The sequence below is a fragment of the Sphingomonas larreae genome, assembly GCF_051400595.1.
Lineage (GTDB): Bacteria > Pseudomonadota > Alphaproteobacteria > Sphingomonadales > Sphingomonadaceae > Sphingomonas.
This window is the reverse complement of the sequence record NZ_JBLFFI010000001.1, coordinates 118,380-134,945: the sequence shown is the minus strand read 5'-3', so window position 1 is coordinate 134,945 and position 16,566 is coordinate 118,380. Positions and strand designations below refer to the sequence as shown.

Below are 16,566 nucleotides of genomic sequence, written 5' to 3'. Positions count from 1 at the left end.
GGTACAAGAGGGTTGAAGCGATGACCGACGACACGAACGCCCGCATCGACGCGGTGGTGAAGAACAATCCGGTGGTGCTGTTCATGAAGGGTACGCCGCTGTTCCCGCAATGCGGTTTCTCCAGCCGTGCGGTGGCGATCCTGGAGCGGCTCGGCGTGACGTTCGAGAGCGTCGATGTCTTGCAGGATCAGGCGATCCGGCAGGGGATCAAGGGCTATTCGGACTGGCCGACGATCCCGCAGCTCTATGTCGGCGGCGAGTTCGTCGGCGGCTCGGACATCATGATGGAGATGTACGAATCGGGCGAGCTGGCCGAGCTGTTCCAGAACGCCGGCGCCGCGGCGGCCGAGGCGAAGTAGCAGACTGGAGGGGGGCACACACTCCCTCGTCGAACATGTTCTTGTCACCCCGGTGCAGGCCGAGTCGAGATGGGAAGGCCGTCGTGAGTCTCACGTGCGTCCCCCAGCTGGACCCCGGCCTTCGCCGGGGTGACGCATATGTGGAGCGTCATGCTCTCCTACATTTCGGCGAACACACGCCTGGTCCGCGCGCGTCGGTTCTCGGGTGGCGCACCCGCGCGGCTCTTGATCCCGCGTGCCGGCGCTCCGCGCAGGATGAGCACGCCGCACATGCTTAAACGGGTGTAAGAAATACCACGCTCCTCAACTGCGTAGCGGCATTGACTACAAGCGTAATCGAAACGATTACAGCCGTAATCAGTGAGGAGCGAGTCGTGGCCGAGCGGATCAGCGATGCCGAGCATGCGGTGATGGAGGTGCTGTGGGACGACAGCCCGCTCACTGCGCAGGACGTGGCCGAGCGGGTCGATCCCGCGCGCGGCTGGAGCGCCGCGACGGTGAAGACGCTGCTCGGCCGGCTTCTCGCCAAGGAGGCGGTGCACCACGAGGTCGACGGGCGGCGCTATCTCTACACGCCGGCGGTGCAGCGCGAGGATTATGTCGCGGGCGAGTCGCGTCGGCTGATCGATCGGCTGTTCGGCGGCCGGCTCACCCCTTTGGTCGCGCACCTCGCCGAGCGCGACGCGCTCACCGAGCAGGACATCACCGACATCGAGGCACTTCTGCGGGAGTTGAAGCAATGATCGCCTGGGCCATGGAAGCGCTGCTCGCGTCGGCGCTGTTGATGTTGGCGGTGCTGGTGCTGCGCGCGCCGGTGCGGCGGACCTTCGGGGCGCCGGTTGCTTATGCTCTATGGGCGATCCCGGCGCTGCGGCTGCTGCTGCCGCCGCTGCCCGCGGGGTGGCGCGGCGAGGCACTGCCGACGCTTTCGTCGCTGCCCGCCGCCGAGCCATTCGCGCAGGTGCTCGAGCCGGTCGCCGCGCTGCCCGCGCTCGTGCCCGAGACGGCGTCGCTGCTGCCCGCGATCGTGCTCGGCACCTGGGCTGCGGGCGCGGTCGCGCTGCTGTTGTGGCAGATCGCCGATTACTGGCGCTTCCGCTACCGGCTGCTGCGGCAGGGTATCGCGCTCGACCAGATCGGCGGCATTACGATCGTGCAGAGCGAGGCGGCGAGCGGTCCGGTGGCGTTCGGCGTGTTCGACAAGGTCGTCGCCTTCCCGCGCGACTTCGCCGCCCGCTTCGACGCCGAGGAGCGCGCGCTGGCGCTTGAGCATGAGCTCGGCCATCACCGCCGCGGCGATCTCGTCGCCAATTGGGTGGCGCTGGCGGTGCTCGCGCTCCACTGGTTCAACCCGCTCGCCTGGATCGCCTTCCGCGCCTTCCGCGCCGACCAGGAGATGGCCAATGACGCGGGCGTGCTCGCGCGGCTCGGCGGCGCATCGCGCCACGCCTACGGCTGCGCGATCGTCAAGGCGGCGCACGGCCGCGCCGTCACCGCCACCTGCCATCTTCACACCGTCAAGGACCTGAAAGGGAGATTGCGCATGCTGGGCAGGACGCGCGCCTCGCGCACCCGCACGACGCTCGGCGTCGCCGCCACCGCCGTGATCGCGCTCGGCGCGCTGGGGCTCACCGCCTCGGGCACCCAGGCGGCGGAGCGGATGCGCGGCGGGGTCGAAGAGGCGGTCGGGATCGACCCGCATGACTTCGGCGACGCGCTGTCGCTGATGGCGTCCTTCCCCGCGCCGCCCGCCGCGCCGGCGGTGCCGAGCGTGCCCGCCGCACCAGCAGCCGGCCGTCATGGCCAGCGCGTGACGATCGTCCACGACGGTCGGGTGGCCACCTACGAGGATCAGGAAGCGGCCGACTATATCGCGGCGCACCCGGTGCCGACCCCGCCGCTGCCCCCGCTCGCGCCGCTGCCGCCCGAGCCCGCCTTCGCTCCGGTCCCCCCGGTCCCGCCGGTACCGCCGGTGGCCAGCCGCCGCTGCGGCGGCGCGCCGACGCGCTTCGTGATGAACGCGACGGAGGGCGGCCAGCGCGTCACGGTGATCTGCACCGATCATGTCGAGCGTGCCGCACGCGAGGCCGGCCGCGCGGCGGCGGCGGCGCGTGGTCAGCGCGTCACTGCGATGCGCACCGCACTTGCGAGCCTGGAGCAGACCCGCGCCCAGCTTGCCGCCAATCGCGACATGCCCGCCGAGGCGCGACGCGACGCCGTCCGCGGAGTCGAGGAAGCGATGCGCGAGGTGCGCGACGAGATGACGCAGCGCGACGACGACTGAGCCGCGCCGCTCGCTTCGCCCCCGCTCGCTTCGCCTCCCGCTTGCTTCGTCGTCGCGCAGCCGCCATCTGGTGGCGCGATGGCGAAGCCTCCTCCCACCGGCGTGGCCGTGCCGCTCGAGCCGCTCGTCACCCGCGTGCTCGCCCCCAACGCCTCGGCCTATACCTACACGGGCACGCAGACCCATATCGTCGGGGGTGACGATGTCGCGGTGATCGATCCTGGGCCCGACGACGCCGCGCATCTCGCCGCACTCGACGTTGCGATTGCCGGACGCCCGGTCCGCGCGATCCTGATCACCCACCATCACCGCGACCATTCTCCCGCCGCGCGCGCGCTCGCCAGAGCGACCGGCGCACCGATCGTCGGTGCCGCCGCCGCGGTCCGCGGCGAGGCGGGCGAGGGCGGTGCGGTCGACGCCGCGTTCGATCGCGACTATGCCCCCGATCGTGTCCTCGCTGACGGCGACCGCGTCGCCGGCGACGGCTGGACGCTCACCGCGCTCGCCACGCCGGGCCATACCAGCCAGCATCTCGCCTATGCGCTGGAGGAGAGCCAGGCGCTCTTCTCGGGCGATCACGTCATGGGCTGGGCCACCAGCGTGATCTCGCCGCCGGACGGCGACATGAGCGAGTACCTCGCCAGCCTGGAGACGTTGCTCGCGCGCGACGACCGCGTCTATTACCCCGGCCACGGCGAGGCGGTGGCACGGCCGCGGCGGCTGTTGCGCGGCATGCTCGGGCATCGCAAGCAGCGCGAGGGGCAGATCGTCCGGCTGCTCACCACCGCGCCGCACAGCGTCGCCGCGCTGGTCGAGCGTATGTACGTCGGGCTCGACGCTGGGTTGGCGGGAGCGGCGGCGCGCTCGGTGCTGGCGCATCTGATCGATCTGGAGCGGCGCGGCGTGGCAGCGCAGGAGGAGGGCGCGTGGCGGATCATCTGACGGGGCTGGGCAAGCTGCTGGTGTCGCTGGCGATCGCCACCGCGATCCTGGTCGCGACCTTCGTCGGCTACCGTTACTATACCGAGCGCTACACCGCCTCGACGGACGACGACGGGGTGGCGGTGGCGCGCGTGGTCGCCGGGCGGCTGTACGGCAGCAGCGATCTGCGCGTCAGCCATCTCGCGGGCACGGTTCAGTCCACCGCGGCCACCACGCGAATGTTCGGCTGGCTGCGCTACGTGCGGCTGATCAAGGCGCCGTATGACGTCGACTATTTCGTCGACCTCGGCGCGCTCGCGCCGCGCGACTTCCGCTATGACGCGCGCCGGCGCACCTTGCTGGTCGAGGTGCCCGACGTCGTCGTCGGCAATCCCAACGTCGACGAGAGCCGCGTCACGCTCGACACCACCACCGGCTTCCTGCCGCCGCGCGGCGCGATGGCGGAGCTGCAGAAGATGGTGTCGGCCAAGGCGACGAATGTGGTCGCCGCCAAGGCGCGCGAGCCCGAGAACATGCGCAAGGCGCGCGAGAACGGCCGCGCCGCGCTGGAGCGGCTGTTCGCCGGCAGCCTCGACGCCGCGGGCCTGCCCGTAACCGTGACGGTGCGCTTCGCCGGCGAGCCGCGCGACGGTAACAGCGAGCGCTGGGACCTGACCCGCTCGCTCGAGGAAGTGCTCGGCAACAGCAGCTGACTTGATCCGGCGGCGTTGCCGGGCCATCTGCGCAGCCATGGACCAGCCGACCAACCTCGCCGGGCTCGACCTGCGCGCCGAGATCGACCGCCTCCGCAAGGAGCGCAACGCCGTGATCCTGGCGCATTATTACCAGAAGCCCGAGATCCAGGACCTGGCCGACTTCGTCGGCGACAGCCTCGATCTCAGCCGCAAGGCGCAGGCGACCGACGCCGACGTGATCGCCTTCTGCGGCGTGCGCTTCATGGCCGAGACCGCCAAGATCCTGTCGCCGCAGAAGACCGTGGTGCTGCCCGACATGGATGCGGGCTGCTCGTTGGAGGACAGCTGCCCGCCCGAGCAGTTCGCCGCCTTCCGCGCGCAGCATCCCGACGCGATCGCGCTGACCTACATCAACTGCTCAACCGCGGTGAAGGCGCTGAGCGACGTCATCGTCACCTCCTCCTCGGCCGAGACGATCCTCGCCAAGATCCCGGCCGGGCAGAAGATCATCTTTGGCCCCGATCGCAATCTCGGCGGCTATCTCGCGCGCAAGACCGGGCGCGAGCTGATTCTGTGGCCGGGCGTGTGCATCGTCCACGAGGCGTTCAGCGAGACCGAGTTGCTCAAACTCAAGGCCGAACATCCCGGCGCGCCGGTGGTGGCGCATCCGGAATGCCCCGCGGTGATCCTCGACCATGCCGATTATGTTGGTTCGACCCGCGGCATCCTCGAATATGCGATGGCGATGCCGGGCAACACGCTGATCGTCGCGACCGAGCCGCATATCATCCACCAGATGGAGAAGGCGCTTCCGACCAAGCGCTTCATCGGCGCGCCGGGCGCGGACGGCAACTGCAACTGCAATATCTGCCCGTACATGGCGCTCAACACGATGGAGAAGCTGTACCTCGCGCTGCGCGACCTTACCCCGCGGATCGAGATCGAGGAGGGGCTGCGGCTCGAGGCCAAGAAGAGCCTCGACGCGATGATGAGCCTGGCCGGCGCAACGGTGGGGCAGGGCGACCTCGGCAAGGTGAAGGTGACGGGGGATTGAGGGCGCCGGGGCGCGGTCATCTTCCTTCGTCATCCCGGCCTTGAGCCGGGATCCAGGGCGCGGCGCACACCACGCTCGTTGCTCCTGCGGAAACATGGATCCCGGCTCAAGGCCGGGATGACGGCGGTGAGGAGGAAAGCGTGGCGACTCACCACTCGCACCACCACCTCCGTTGCTCTCCTCCTTCCGTCATCCCGGACTTGGTCCGGGATCCACCCGTCCATGTTCTCACCGGCACCTGGGTGCGTGGAACAGTGGATCCCGGAACAAGTCCGGGATGACGGCTGATATCGGGTGAAGAGGGTACAGAGCGGCTACTCCTCTTCCGCCCTCCTCCTCCACCATCGCATGTCACCCGGCCGCTTCCCCTCCGTCGTCGCCGCCGTTACGCAGGGCGGCGATGAAGACCTTTCTCCCGCTCGCCCTCCTGCCGCTGATTGCCGCCGCCGCACCCGCTGCCGATCCCTATCGCTGGCTTGAGGACATCGAGGGCACGCGCGCGCTCGACCAGGTCAAGGCGTGGAACGCCGAGACCGAGGCGGCGCTTACCAGGGATCCGCGCTTCCAGCAGGACCGCGCCCGCGCGCGCGAGATCGTCGACGACGAGGCGCAGATCGCCGACCCCGACGCGGTGCTCGGCCAGCAGGTCACCAACCTGTGGCGCGACGCGCGCAACCCGCGCGGGCTGTGGCGCGTGTCGCCGCTCGCCGACTATCGCGCGGGCAAGCCCCAATGGCGCACGCTGATCGACGTCGACGCGCTCGGCAAGGCGGAGGGCAAGAGCTGGGTGTGGCACGGCGCGAGCTGCCTGGAGCCGGCCTATACACGCTGCCTCGTCAGGCTCAGCAACGGTGGCACCGATGCGCAGGTGGTGCGCGAGTTCGACCTCGCGACCGGCCGCTTCGTCGAGGGCGGCTTCGTCGTGCCCGAGGCCAAGAACGACGCTACCTGGATCGACCGGGACACTTTGCTGGTCGCGACCGACTGGGGCAGGGGCTCGCTGACCGAGTCGGGCTATCCGCGCATCGTCAAACGGTGGAAGCGCGGCACCCCGCTCGCCGACGCGCGCCTGGTGCATGAGTCGCCGGTCACCGCGGTGGAGGTGACCCCGCTCACCTTCGTCGACGCGACGCGCCGCTGGCCGATGATCAGCGTCGGGCGCAGCTTCTTCGACCGTGCCCTGCTGCTCGGCACCGACGACGGCCGCTTCGTCCCGCTCGGCCTGCCCAAGAACGCCGACGTGATGGAGGTCATCGACGGCCGCGTCGTCGCGCGGCTGAGCCAGCCCGCGCTCCGCTTCCCCGCCGGGGCGCTGGTCGCCTGGTCGCTCGCCGACATCGCCGCCGGTCGCCGCGCGACGCCCGAGCTGGTAGTTGCGCCGACCGAGCGGCAGGCGATCGAGGAGGCGGGCGCGAGCGATCACGTGCTCTGGGTCAAGCTGCTCGACGACGTCTCGGGCAAGCTGCTCGCGCTGCGTCGCGGCGGCGATGGCACATGGGTGCAGCAAGCGGTGGCGCTGCCGGGCAACAGCACGGTGCATCTCGCGACCCAGATCGGGGCCAGCGACGAGACCTTCGTCTCGGTCGAGGGCATGCTGACGCCGCCGACGCTGTACCTCGCGGGCGAGCGGGGCGCACCGCGGGTCGTCCAGTCGCTGCCGGCGCGCTTCGACGCCAGCCAGTTTGCGGTGACGCAGCGCTTCGCCACCTCGCGCGACGGCACGCGCGTGCCATACTTTCTTGTCACCAAGAAGGGAGCGACGGCACCCGCGCCCGCGCTGATCCACAGTTATGGCGGGTTCAAGCTGGCGCAGACTCCGACCTATCTCACCGGCCAGCCCTATCGCGCCGGGCCGCTGGCGCTCTTCTGGGTCGAGCAGGGCGGCGCCTATGTGCTCGCCAATCTGCGCGGCGGTGGCGAATATGGCCCGCGCTGGCACCAGGCTGGGCTGCGCGAGAAGCGCCAGAACGTCTACGACGATCTCCACGCCGTCGCCGAGGATCTGGTCCGCACGGGCGTGTCGGCGAAGAAGAAGATTGCGGTGTCCGGGCGCTCCAACGGCGGGCTGCTGGTGGGCGTGGCGCTGACGCAGCGGCCCGATCTGTACGGCGCGATCATCGCTGGCTCGCCGCTGGAGGACATGAAGCGCTACGCGCACCTGTCCGCCGGTGCGTCGTGGATCGACGAATATGGCGATCCCGACAAGCCCGCGGACTGGGCCTTCATCCACCGCTATTCGCCGTATCAGAACGTTCGCGACGGTGTGCGCTACCCGCCCGCCTTCTTCTATCTCTCGACCAAGGACGATCGCGTCCATCCCGGCCACGCGCGCAAGCTCGCGGCGCTGCTCAAGGCCAAGGGCAATCCGGTCTATTTCCACGAGTACCTCGAGGGCGGCCATGCCGTCGGCGCGGACCATGCCGAGGACGCCCACCGCGCCGCGCTGCTCGACGCCTTCCTGCGGCGCGAGCTGATGGGGAAATAGGGGAGTGTGCCCCGGCGAAGGCCGGGGCTCTGGTGGGTGACGCCCGTCGCTGCCCGCCCTCCACCCCGGTGAACACCGGGGGGCAGGCGGGGAACGCCTGTGAGTCTCACGGCGGGCGACCCACCTGGACCCCGGCCTTCGCCGGGGTGGACGGCTTGGATGGCGCACCGTCACTTATCCAAATACCTTGACTTGCCCCCGCTCGCTTCCAGACAAGGGTGCCTTCCAAGACACTTACGGGAGCAAGCGCGTGGAGAGCAGCCGGCGGGACCTGATGATGATGATGGCGCTCGGCGGTGCCGGTGCGGCCGCCGCGACCGGCGCGGCGAGCGAGGCAGAGGCGGCCGCCCCCGCGATCCCGGCGAAGGTGGTCCATCACGTCTTCTTCTGGCTCAAGAACCCCGGCGACGCGACCGACCGCGCCAAGCTGATCGCGGGGCTGCGCACGCTGGCGGGCATTCCCGCGCTGCGCGGGCTCCATATCGGCGTACCCGCGCCGACCGAGCAGCGCGACGTGATCGACTCGAGCTGGGACGTGTCCGAGCTGATGTTCTTCGACAACGTCGCCGACCAGAAGGCCTATCAGGACCACCCGATCCACCGCGCCTTCGTCGCCGCGTGCGAGCCGCTGTGGCGCAAGGTGACGGTGTACGACGTGCTCAGCGCGTGAGGTGAGGGGGCGGGAAGCAGTGGCCTAGCCCCTCACACGTGCCGCGCCGGCGGTCGCCGGGGCCCAGGTGGGATGGCCGATGTGAGGCCACAAGCGTGCCCCACCTGGACCCCGGCGTGCGCCGGTGCGGAAGCTGGCGGGAGCGCGCGCGCCTTGAGCCGCGCGAGTCTTCCTCGCCGCCCCCTCAGTTCATCAGCTCGACCGCCATCGCCACCGCCTCGCCGCCGCCGATGCACAGCGAGCCGACGCCGCGCTTCGCCCCGCGGTTCTCCAGCGCGGCCAGCAGCGTCGCCAGGATGCGCGCGCCCGAGGCGCCGATCGGGTGACCCAGCGCGCAGGCGCCGCCGTTGACGTTCACCACCTCGTGATCGAGCGCGAGCTCCTGCATCGCCACCATCGCGACGCAGGCGAAGGCCTCGTTGACCTCCCACAGGTCGACCTCGTCCTTGCTCCAGCCGGCCTTTTCCAGCACCTTCTTCATCGCCGGCACCGGGGCGGTGGTGAAGCGCGCGGGGCGATGCGCGTGCGCGGCGTGCGCGACGATCTGCGCCACCGGCTTGATCCCCAGTCTCTCCGCCACCGACAGCCGGGTCAGCACCAGCGCGGCGGCGCCGTCCGAGATCGACGAGGCGTTGGCCGCGGTGATCGTACCCTCCTTGGCGAAGGCCGGCTTGAGCGTCGGGATCTTGGTGATGTCACCCTTGCTCGGCTGCTCGTCGGCACTCACCGTCGTCGTGCCCTTGCGCCCGACCACCTCGACGCTGACGATCTCGCGATCGAACGCGCCGCTCTGCTGCGCCGCCTGCGCGCGCTGGAGCGAGGCGATCGCGAAATCGTCCTGCGCCTTGCGCGTGAACTGATATTCCTGCGCGGTGTCCTCGGCGAACACGCCCATCGCCTTGCCCGGCTCATAGGCGTCCTCGAGCCCGTCGAGGAACATATGGTCGAACAATCGGTCGTGGCCGATCCGCGCGCCGCCGCGATGCGCCTTGGAGAGATAGGGCGCGTTGGTCATGCTCTCCATCCCGCCCGCGACGACGAGGTCGACTGAGCCGGCGGCGAGCGCATCGCTGCCGAGGATGGCCGCCTGCATGCCCGAGCCGCACACCTTGTTGAGCGTGGTCGCCTCGACATGCTCGCCCAGCCCGGCGCGGATCGCGGCCTGGCGCGCGGGTGCCTGGCCGACGCCGGCCGAGAGCACGTTGCCCATGTAAATCCGCTCCACCACAGCGGCATCGACCCCGGCACGCTCGACCGCGGCCTTCACCGCTGCCGCGCCGAGCTCGCTCGCGCTCATCCCCGCCAGGCTGCCCTGCATCGAGCCCATCGGCGTGCGCGCGTAGGACAGGATGACGACGGGATCGGTGGCCATGGCGGGATTCCTCTCGTTCCGAATGGTGCGCCGCATCTAGGCCCTCGCAGGGTGCTTTACAAACCGCTAGGCGGCGCGGGTGACCAGTGCGGCGATCGTGGGCGAGTGGGACAGGGTGGTGAAGCCGAGCGTCGGTTCGCGGGAGTCTGCCTCACTTTCGCGGCCCCCCCGGCGGAAGCGGGAGCCCAGGCGGGAAACGCTGGATATAAGCCGCCACGGCCCTCCCAACTGGCCCCCGGCCTTCGCCGGGGTGACGACCAGGGATCGGCTGACGCCGCGACACCAACCCCATGGCTGACGCGCTCGTCTGGCCCGCGCTGCTCGGCGTGCTCGGCGCCATCGTCGGGAGCTTCCTCGCGACGATCGCGGTGCGCTGGCCGGCCGGGCGCTCGGTGCTGACCGGCCGCTCGGCGTGCGACTCGTGCGGGCGGACGCTCGCCGCGCACGAGCTGGTCCCGCTGATCAGCGGTGCGGTGGCGCGCGGGCGCTGCCGCCGCTGCGGCGCCGCGATCGACCCGCGGCACCTGCTCGTCGAGGCGGGCTGCGTCGCGATCGGCGTCGCCGCCGGGCTCGCCGCGCCGGGGTGGGAGGGTGCGGCGGGGGCGCTGTTCGGCTGGCTGCTGCTCGTGCTCGCGATCCTCGACGCGAGCGCCTTCTGGCTGCCCGACGAGCTCGTCGCGGCGCTCGCGCTGGGCGGCGCGGTAACCGCCTGGTGGTGCCCGCCCGATCTCGCCGAGCGCGCGATCGGCGGCGTTGCGGGCTTCGCGTTGCTGTGGCTCGTCGCGGCGGGCTATCGCGCCTGGCGCGGACGCGACGGTCTGGGCGGGGGCGACCCGAAGCTGCTCGGCGCAATCGGGCTGTGGCTCGGCTGGCGGCTGCTGCCGGTGGTGGTGCTGGTGGCGGGGCTGGTCGGGCTCGGCTGGGTCGCGTTCCAGTACCTGCGCGGGCGCGGGCTCGCGCGTGACGACGCGCTGCCGCTCGGCACGCTGCTCGCGATCGCGGCTTATCCCGCCTGGCTGGTCATGGTAGCCTCGGCGCCATGACGTTCGCCCTCCTGCTGGCGCTGGCGCAGGTCGCCGCTGCCCCCGCCGCGCCCCCGCCCGACTCGATCGACGGCCTGCCGCTCGGCACGCTGCCGCGGCAGGAATTGCCCGCGCGCGGTTGCGCCGCTTATCTCTTCTCGACCGGACAGACGCGCGTGCTCGCCGCGATGGTCACCGCCGACCCGGCGACGCTGCGGATCGTGCTCGACGGCACCACCCGCGACCTCGCCCGCGCGGGCGCGACCGGCAATGCGTCGCTCGGCTTCAACGCGGAGACGGTCTACCGCGGCGGCGAGGTCACCGCGACGGTGCAGCTCACGATCGAGCCGCGCCCCAATCTCAACAACGGCGCCGCGGTGCCGAGCGCCACGCTGCGGCTCGATCGCGCCGGGCAGGACACATTGGTGGTGCCCCTCGCCGGGCTGGTCGGCTGCGCGCCGGGCGCGACCGCGACGTCACGCTGACACTCCCGCGTAACAGAAAGACCCGGCGGAACGTGTCCGCCGGGTCCTCCGCGCTCATGCTGCTGACGCGCGCGTCAGTGCAACGAGTCGATCTCCTCTTTCAGCCTGAGCTTCTGCTTCTTCAGGTCCGCGATCACGATCGTGTTCGGCGCCGGTCGCTGCGATTCGCTGGCGATGCGCTGTTCGAGCGTCGCGTGCTTCGCTTCCAGGGCCGAGAGGTGCGCGGTCTGCATGGCAGTAGCCTCCATCTTGGTTGAACGGAACTGGGGAGTGAACCACGAAACAGCGAAGAAGTCGCGTGTCATTTGATGGCGGACGCTCGATCGCGACAAAGATGCGATGACTCGTGCGCGACGCGCGAAATCGGCCAAGCGCGCCGCGGGCGTCGCTGCTATGCCGTCGGCGCGACAAAAGGGGTGGGCGGTTGATGCAGGCGGATCCGGATGAGGCGGCGATCGCGGCGCGGCTCAACATGCTCCGCGTCGAGCACCGTGATCTCGACGATGCGATCGCCGCATTGGGTGAGGGCGGCAGCACCGATCAGCTCCAGCTGATGCGGCTGAAGAAGCGCAAGCTGCGGCTGCGTGACGAGATCGCGCTGCTGGAGGACCAGATCGTCCCCGACATCATCGCCTGACCGCGCGCCCGGGAAAGATGGTCAACGCGCTTGGCGCCGCCGAGCGGTTCGTGGCAGAATCAATGACATGGCACAGCTACTTGACGCCGAGCAGATGCAGCGCCGGCTGATCGACACGGTCTATATGGACGCAATGGTACTGGCCGACGAGGCGCGGCATTATTTCGACGAGGGCGGCCGCGCCGAGCGCGAGTCGCTCACCCCGATCGAGCGGGTGACCTTCAGCTGCGAGTCGCTCAAGGTGACGACGCGGCTGATGCACGTGATCGCCTGGCTGCTTACCCAGCGCGCGGTGATCGCGGGCGAGCTGAGCGCGGCGCAGGCGATCGAGCCGGGTCGGCGGCTCGGCGCCGCGCCCCCGACCGCGGCGAGCGAGATCGAGACCTTGCCCGAGCGCGCGCGCGCGATGATTATGGCGAGCAGCGAGCTGCACCGCCGCGTCGAACGGCTTGACCGCGCGCAGCTCGCCGATGCACCGATGGCGAGCCCGGCGCGCTCGATGCTGGACCGGCTCGCGACCGCGTTCTGAGGGCGGCAACTCCCCTCGCTGGAAGGGCCGGACCTCGGAAGGACCGCCCCGTGAGACCCGCTGACCCACCCCCAACCCCTCTCTTCCAAGGAGGGGAGTGAAATAGCGCTCCTGTTCTGCCGGTTGGTGATTCGGGCGTAGCGGGTGAGATCTCCCGTCTGCGAGCGAGGCTCTCCCCAAAGCTCGTCCGTCATCCCGGACTTGGTCCGGGATCCACCGTGCCGCGCATGCCCGAAATGTTGCTCTTGCGGTGCGGTGGATCCCGGAACAGGTCCGGGATGACGGATGACGGATGACGGATGACGGATGACGGATGACGGATGACGGATGACGGATGACGGATGACGGATGACGGAACGCGTTCCTCGAAGTCCCGGACGCCCTCGAGCAAATGACCGGTCAGGCCGGGCCGCGCCGATTCACACCCGCAGCCGAGTGCGTGCCGCCTCATATTCGCGCTCGAGCCGCGCGACGCGCTCCGCCACCGGCTCGATCCGGTCGACCGCGCCGATGCCCTGACCCGAGCCCCAGATGTCCCGCCATGCCTTGGCCTTGGCGCCGCCAGCGTTGTTCGACGCCGAGCCGAAGTCCATCGTGCGATAGTCGCCCTGCGGCAGCGCGTCCGGATCGAGCCCGGCGGCCACGATCGAGGCGCGCAGATAATTGCCGTGCACCCCGGTGAACAGGTCGGTGTAGACGATGTCCGCCGCCGCGCCGTCGACGATCCCCTGCTTGTAGCGCGCGTCGGCATTGGCCTCGGCGGTGGCGATGAAGGCGGAGCCGATATAGCCGAAGTCCGCGCCCATCGCCTGCGCCGCCAGCACCGCGCCGCCGGTGGCGATCGCGCCGGACAGCGCGAGCGGGCCGTCGAACCAGGCGCGGATCTCCTGCACCAGCGCGAACGGTGAGAGCCGCCCGGCATGTCCGCCCGCACCCGCGGCGACCGCGATCAGCCCGTCTGCGCCCTTCTCGATCGCCTTGCGTGCGTAGCGGTCGTCGATCACGTCGTGCAGCGTGATGCCGCCCCAGGCGTGGACCGCATGGTTGAGGTCCTCGCGCGCGCCCAGCGAGGTGATGGTGATCGGCACCTGCCATTTCGCGCACACCGCCAGGTCACGCTCGAGCCGGTCGTTGGAGCGGTGAACGATCTGATTGACCGCGAACGGCGCGGCGGGACGCTCCGGATGCGTGCGGTTGTGCGCTGCCAGCTCCTCGGTGATCCGATGCAGCCATTCGTCCAGCATCGTCTCCGGTCGCGCGTTGAGCGCCGGGAAGGAGCCGACGATTCCGGCCTTGCATTGCGCGATCACCAGCTCCGGTCCCGATATGATGAACATCGGCGAGCCGATGATCGGGAGCCGGAGACGCGACAGGAGCGGCGGGATCGACATGCGCGCTTTTATGTGGAGGCATCGGGACGCTGGCAAGCATGACGCCACGTCAACCGCGCCGCTGTCATCTGCGCCACGATCGACCGGTCCGACGTCAGGCGATGGGAGCGAGCGTCGCCGCGGCCGCGTGTGCGTTCTCGACATAATGCGCCGCCGAGGCACGCAGCGCCGCCACCGCGGCCTCGTCGAGTTCGCGCACCACCCGCGCGGGGCTGCCCAGGATCAGGCTGCGCGGCGGAAACGTCTTGCCCTCGGTCACCAGCGCGCCCGCGCCGACGAGGCAGTCCTCGCCGATGACCGCGCGATTGAGCACGATCGCGCCCATGCCGATCAGCACGCGATCGCCCAATGTGCAGCCATGCAGGATCGCGCGATGCCCGATCGTGCAGTCCGCGCCGATCGTCAGCGGCGCGCCCGGATCGGAGTGGAGCGTGCAGCCCTCCTGCACGTTGCTGCGCGCGCCGACCACGATCGCGGTATTGTCGCCGCGGATGGTCGCGCCGAACCACACGCCGACATCCTCGCCGAGCTGCACGTCGCCGATCACATCGGCGCTCGGCGCCACCCAGGCGCGCTCGGCGAGCGTCGGCTGCTGTCCCTTGAAGGCGTAGAGCGGCATCGTCGTGTCCCTTCTGTTGCTCGTGTCCCGCGGCGGGAAGCCGGCGCGACACGATGGTCGTGGTCGAAGAAGTAAAGATTGCGTTAAGACATGGCTATGGATCGCAGACTCGTCCTCACCAATGAAGGCGCACGCCACCCCTTCCGTCGGCTGCTCCCGCCGCCCGCGCCGCTCGTCGCCGCGGCGGCGCGGCGCGGCAGCGAGGACGTGAAGCTGTTCGCGCTAAGCTTCTCCGCCTTCTTCACCTGTTTCTATACGCTGATCGCATAGCCGGCGGGGCGGGCGAGCGGCCCGTTTCGGCTGCCCTGGTCGACGTCAGGAGGGGGCAGCGCGGGCGCCCGCCGATCGCTCGGCCGCTCACCCGTCGCTGTCCTACACGCGCGTCATCTGCCACGCTGCGGTCGGCGCTCTCTCTCATCGCCGGCGGTCGCGCGCAACGACACACGCCGGTGGCCAAACGATTTCCTCGGGGCGCACCCGCGGGCCGAACCGCGCTGGCGCCTCAACTTTCTCAACATTCGCACCCACGCCGCGCGGCGAGGCAGCGCCCCGCGCCTCGCATTTACCCAGCGACTACAGTCACTTCAGGTGCGAACCCGAGGTTCCGCCTCACGCCCCGCGAATGTTAAGGAATGTTGGAGCTGGCCCGGCTCAGTCGCAGGCGCGGTGGAGCCGTTGCGCGATCAAGGCCGAGACGACGCACATTCCCGCCACCAGCAGCAGCAGCTGCGACGGAGTCACCCCCGCTGCGGTGATCGCCGCGACCACGATCGAGCCGATCGTCATCGCACCGGCGTTGACGACGTTGTTCGCCGCGACCGTGCGCGCGGTATGATCCTTTGTCACCGTGGTGGTGAGAAAAGCGTAGAGCGGCACCACGAACATGCCGCCGAAGATCGCCACGCCGAGCAGCGCGAGCAGCACCAGTGACGCGTGCGGCTGGTGGAGAAAGCCGATCATGTCGAAGCGATGCCCCGCCGGCGCGGGCGTCCACAGCCCCACGGCCCAGCGGAACGCCAGCACCGCGACGCCCATGGCGATCACCGAGATCGGCGAGTAGCGCGCCGAGATCTGGCCGCGCAGCAGCAGGTTGATCACCACCGAGCCGATCGCGACACCGACCGAGAAGACCGCCAGGACGAGGCTGGCAACGCTCGCGTCGGCGGTCAGCACGTTCTTGACCAGCGGCGGGAAGACGATGATCAGCACCGACCCGATCGTCCAGAAAAAGCTGATCGCGCAGATGGCGAGGAACAGCCGCGGGATGTGCATCGTCCCTGCGATCAGTCGCCACGAGGCGCGCAGCGGATTGAGGTCGAGCGCCAGCTTGGGGCCGAGCCGCGGCGCCGGCGGCACCGCCCGCGCGGTGAGCCAGCCGAGCAGCGCGACCACGATCGTCAGCCCGGCCACCACGGCGGTGGAGCGATAGACGAACCCCGCCACGATCGTGCCGAGCAGGATGGAGAGATAGGTGCCCGCCTCGACCAGCCCGGTGCCGCCGAGCACGTCGTCCTCGTCGAGGTGCTGCGGCAGGATGGCGTATTTGATCGGGCCGAAAAAGGTGGAATGGACGCCCAGTCCGGTCACCGCGGCGAGCATGAGCACCAGCGGCAGTGTCACCGCGCCGGTCCGCGCCAGCAACAGCCCGGCGGTGCCGACCGCCATGATGGCGATCTCCACCGTCTTGACGATGCGGATGATCCGCGCCTTGTCCATCGTGTCGGCGAGCTGCCCGGCGAGCGCCGAGAGCAGGAAGAAGGGGAGGATGAAGAGCGCGGCGCTCAGCGCGTTGAAGAAGCTCTCCTGCGTTTCGTCGGCGAAGATCTCATAGGTGGCGAACAGCACCATCGAGGTCTTGAACAGATTGTCGTTGAAGGCACCGAGGAACTGGGTGGTGAACAGCGGCAGGAAGCGCCGCCGCTTGAGCAGCCCGAGGGCATTGATCATGACGCGGGACCGGGCCCTTCGGATTGTTGGTACTTGTCGCGGCCATAGCGGGTGGGCGCGCGCGTTCCAAACGCTGTTTTTCGCGTCCTGGTGCTT

The 16,566-nt window shown here is 70.0% G+C and carries 18 protein-coding genes; 13 read left to right on the top strand and 5 right to left on the bottom strand.

The window, feature by feature from the left end; translation table 11 throughout:
• The first annotated feature begins 20 nt into the window (after positions 1–20).
• The 8 genes from grxD to ACMGDM_RS00590 all read left to right on the top strand — a co-directional run bounded on the left by grxD (position 21) and on the right by ACMGDM_RS00590 (position 8,468).
• Positions 21–359, top strand: coding sequence for a Grx4 family monothiol glutaredoxin (gene grxD / locus ACMGDM_RS00625; protein WP_277979712.1), 339 nt, complete (start codon positions 21–23; stop codon positions 357–359).
• A gap of 374 nt (positions 360–733) precedes the next feature.
• Positions 734–1,102: a BlaI/MecI/CopY family transcriptional regulator gene (locus ACMGDM_RS00620; protein ID WP_436802205.1), complete on the top strand. Its 369-nt coding sequence runs from the start codon at positions 734–736 to the stop codon at positions 1,100–1,102.
• Positions 1,099–2,643: a M56 family metallopeptidase gene (locus ACMGDM_RS00615; protein ID WP_436802204.1), complete on the top strand. Its 1,545-nt coding sequence runs from the start codon at positions 1,099–1,101 to the stop codon at positions 2,641–2,643. Before ACMGDM_RS00620 ends, ACMGDM_RS00615 begins: the two co-directional genes overlap by 4 nt.
• A 78-nt stretch (positions 2,644–2,721) precedes the next feature.
• Positions 2,722–3,585, top strand: a complete 864-nt coding sequence (locus ACMGDM_RS00610) for an MBL fold metallo-hydrolase (RefSeq protein ID WP_436802203.1) — start codon at positions 2,722–2,724, stop codon at positions 3,583–3,585.
• On the top strand, positions 3,570–4,277 hold the full coding sequence (locus tag ACMGDM_RS00605) for a DUF4230 domain-containing protein (protein ID WP_436802202.1): 708 nt from the start codon (positions 3,570–3,572) through the stop codon (positions 4,275–4,277). Before ACMGDM_RS00610 ends, ACMGDM_RS00605 begins: the two co-directional genes overlap by 16 nt.
• A 37-nt stretch (positions 4,278–4,314) precedes the next feature.
• Entirely contained in the window at positions 4,315–5,313 is a 999-nt protein-coding gene (gene nadA / locus ACMGDM_RS00600) for a quinolinate synthase NadA (protein ID WP_436802201.1), read from the top strand.
• 400 nt (positions 5,314–5,713) lie between these two features.
• Positions 5,714–7,798, top strand: a complete 2,085-nt coding sequence (locus tag ACMGDM_RS00595; RefSeq protein WP_436802200.1) for a prolyl oligopeptidase family serine peptidase — start codon at positions 5,714–5,716, stop codon at positions 7,796–7,798.
• Positions 7,799–8,048: 250 nt separating this feature from the next.
• Positions 8,049–8,468, top strand: coding sequence for a Dabb family protein (locus ACMGDM_RS00590; protein ID WP_436802199.1), 420 nt, complete (start codon positions 8,049–8,051; stop codon positions 8,466–8,468).
• Positions 8,469–8,652: 184 nt separating this feature from the next.
• Here the strand turns inward: ACMGDM_RS00590 and ACMGDM_RS00585 are convergent, their stop codons facing one another.
• Positions 8,653–9,840 (bottom strand): thiolase family protein, encoded by a 1,188-nt coding sequence (locus ACMGDM_RS00585; protein WP_436802198.1) that lies wholly within the window; start codon positions 9,838–9,840, stop codon positions 8,653–8,655.
• 290 nt (positions 9,841–10,130) lie between these two features.
• Between ACMGDM_RS00585 and ACMGDM_RS00580 the strand changes: the two genes are divergently transcribed.
• Positions 10,131–10,883 (top strand): prepilin peptidase, encoded by a 753-nt coding sequence (locus tag ACMGDM_RS00580; RefSeq protein ID WP_436802197.1) that lies wholly within the window; start codon positions 10,131–10,133, stop codon positions 10,881–10,883.
• Positions 10,880–11,347 (top strand): hypothetical protein, encoded by a 468-nt coding sequence (locus tag ACMGDM_RS00575; RefSeq protein WP_436802196.1) that lies wholly within the window; start codon positions 10,880–10,882, stop codon positions 11,345–11,347. The genes ACMGDM_RS00580 and ACMGDM_RS00575 overlap by 4 nt, the downstream gene beginning before the upstream one ends.
• A gap of 74 nt (positions 11,348–11,421) precedes the next feature.
• Here ACMGDM_RS00575 and ACMGDM_RS00570 read toward each other — a convergent pair whose 3' ends face one another.
• A complete protein-coding gene (locus tag ACMGDM_RS00570) occupies positions 11,422–11,580 on the bottom strand; it encodes a YdcH family protein (RefSeq protein ID WP_183920558.1) in 159 nt (52 codons plus the stop codon).
• A 194-nt stretch (positions 11,581–11,774) separates the two neighbouring features.
• On the opposite strand from ACMGDM_RS00570, the gene ACMGDM_RS00565 reads away from it, so the two are divergent.
• Complete coding sequence (locus ACMGDM_RS00565; RefSeq protein WP_436802195.1) at positions 11,775–11,984, top strand: YdcH family protein; 210 nt, start codon at positions 11,775–11,777, stop codon at positions 11,982–11,984.
• 67 nt (positions 11,985–12,051) lie between these two features.
• Positions 12,052–12,513: a DUF1465 family protein gene (locus tag ACMGDM_RS00560; RefSeq protein ID WP_436802194.1), complete on the top strand. Its 462-nt coding sequence runs from the start codon at positions 12,052–12,054 to the stop codon at positions 12,511–12,513.
• A 419-nt stretch (positions 12,514–12,932) separates the two neighbouring features.
• Here the strand turns inward: ACMGDM_RS00560 and ACMGDM_RS00555 are convergent, their stop codons facing one another.
• Both ACMGDM_RS00555 and ACMGDM_RS00550 read right to left on the bottom strand, forming a co-directional pair.
• Positions 12,933–13,904 (bottom strand): NAD(P)H-dependent flavin oxidoreductase, encoded by a 972-nt coding sequence (locus ACMGDM_RS00555; protein WP_436802193.1) that lies wholly within the window; start codon positions 13,902–13,904, stop codon positions 12,933–12,935.
• Positions 13,905–13,998: 94 nt separating this feature from the next.
• Positions 13,999–14,523 (bottom strand): gamma carbonic anhydrase family protein, encoded by a 525-nt coding sequence (locus tag ACMGDM_RS00550; protein ID WP_436802192.1) that lies wholly within the window; start codon positions 14,521–14,523, stop codon positions 13,999–14,001.
• A 96-nt stretch (positions 14,524–14,619) separates the two neighbouring features.
• Here ACMGDM_RS00550 and ACMGDM_RS00545 point away from each other — a divergent pair, with 96 nt between their 5' ends.
• Positions 14,620–14,793, top strand: a complete 174-nt coding sequence (locus ACMGDM_RS00545; RefSeq protein WP_436802191.1) for a hypothetical protein — start codon at positions 14,620–14,622, stop codon at positions 14,791–14,793.
• Positions 14,794–15,174: 381 nt separating this feature from the next.
• Here the strand turns inward: ACMGDM_RS00545 and ACMGDM_RS00540 are convergent, their stop codons facing one another.
• A complete protein-coding gene (locus ACMGDM_RS00540) occupies positions 15,175–16,470 on the bottom strand; it encodes an MFS transporter (RefSeq protein ID WP_436802190.1) in 1,296 nt (431 codons plus the stop codon).
• Between the last annotated feature and the right edge of the window lie 96 nt (positions 16,471–16,566).

Coding starts and splice junctions, on each gene's coding strand:
- grxD (WP_277979712.1), top strand. CDS start 21: ATGACCGACGACACGAACGCCCGCATCGACGCGGTGGTGAAGAACAAT.
- ACMGDM_RS00615 (WP_436802204.1), top strand. CDS start 1,099: ATGATCGCCTGGGCCATGGAAGCGCTGCTCGCGTCGGCGCTGTTGATG.
- ACMGDM_RS00610 (WP_436802203.1), top strand. CDS start 2,722: ATGGCGAAGCCTCCTCCCACCGGCGTGGCCGTGCCGCTCGAGCCGCTC.
- nadA (WP_436802201.1), top strand. CDS start 4,315: ATGGACCAGCCGACCAACCTCGCCGGGCTCGACCTGCGCGCCGAGATC.
- ACMGDM_RS00595 (WP_436802200.1), top strand. CDS start 5,714: ATGAAGACCTTTCTCCCGCTCGCCCTCCTGCCGCTGATTGCCGCCGCC.
- ACMGDM_RS00585 (WP_436802198.1), bottom strand. CDS start 9,840: ATGGCCACCGATCCCGTCGTCATCCTGTCCTACGCGCGCACGCCGATG.
- ACMGDM_RS00580 (WP_436802197.1), top strand. CDS start 10,131: ATGGCTGACGCGCTCGTCTGGCCCGCGCTGCTCGGCGTGCTCGGCGCC.
- ACMGDM_RS00575 (WP_436802196.1), top strand. CDS start 10,880: ATGACGTTCGCCCTCCTGCTGGCGCTGGCGCAGGTCGCCGCTGCCCCC.
- ACMGDM_RS00570 (WP_183920558.1), bottom strand. CDS start 11,580: ATGCAGACCGCGCACCTCTCGGCCCTGGAAGCGAAGCACGCGACGCTC.
- ACMGDM_RS00565 (WP_436802195.1), top strand. CDS start 11,775: ATGCAGGCGGATCCGGATGAGGCGGCGATCGCGGCGCGGCTCAACATG.
- ACMGDM_RS00560 (WP_436802194.1), top strand. CDS start 12,052: ATGGCACAGCTACTTGACGCCGAGCAGATGCAGCGCCGGCTGATCGAC.
- ACMGDM_RS00555 (WP_436802193.1), bottom strand. CDS start 13,904: ATGTCGATCCCGCCGCTCCTGTCGCGTCTCCGGCTCCCGATCATCGGC.
- ACMGDM_RS00550 (WP_436802192.1), bottom strand. CDS start 14,523: ATGCCGCTCTACGCCTTCAAGGGACAGCAGCCGACGCTCGCCGAGCGC.
- ACMGDM_RS00545 (WP_436802191.1), top strand. CDS start 14,620: ATGGATCGCAGACTCGTCCTCACCAATGAAGGCGCACGCCACCCCTTC.
- ACMGDM_RS00540 (WP_436802190.1), bottom strand. CDS start 16,470: ATGATCAATGCCCTCGGGCTGCTCAAGCGGCGGCGCTTCCTGCCGCTG.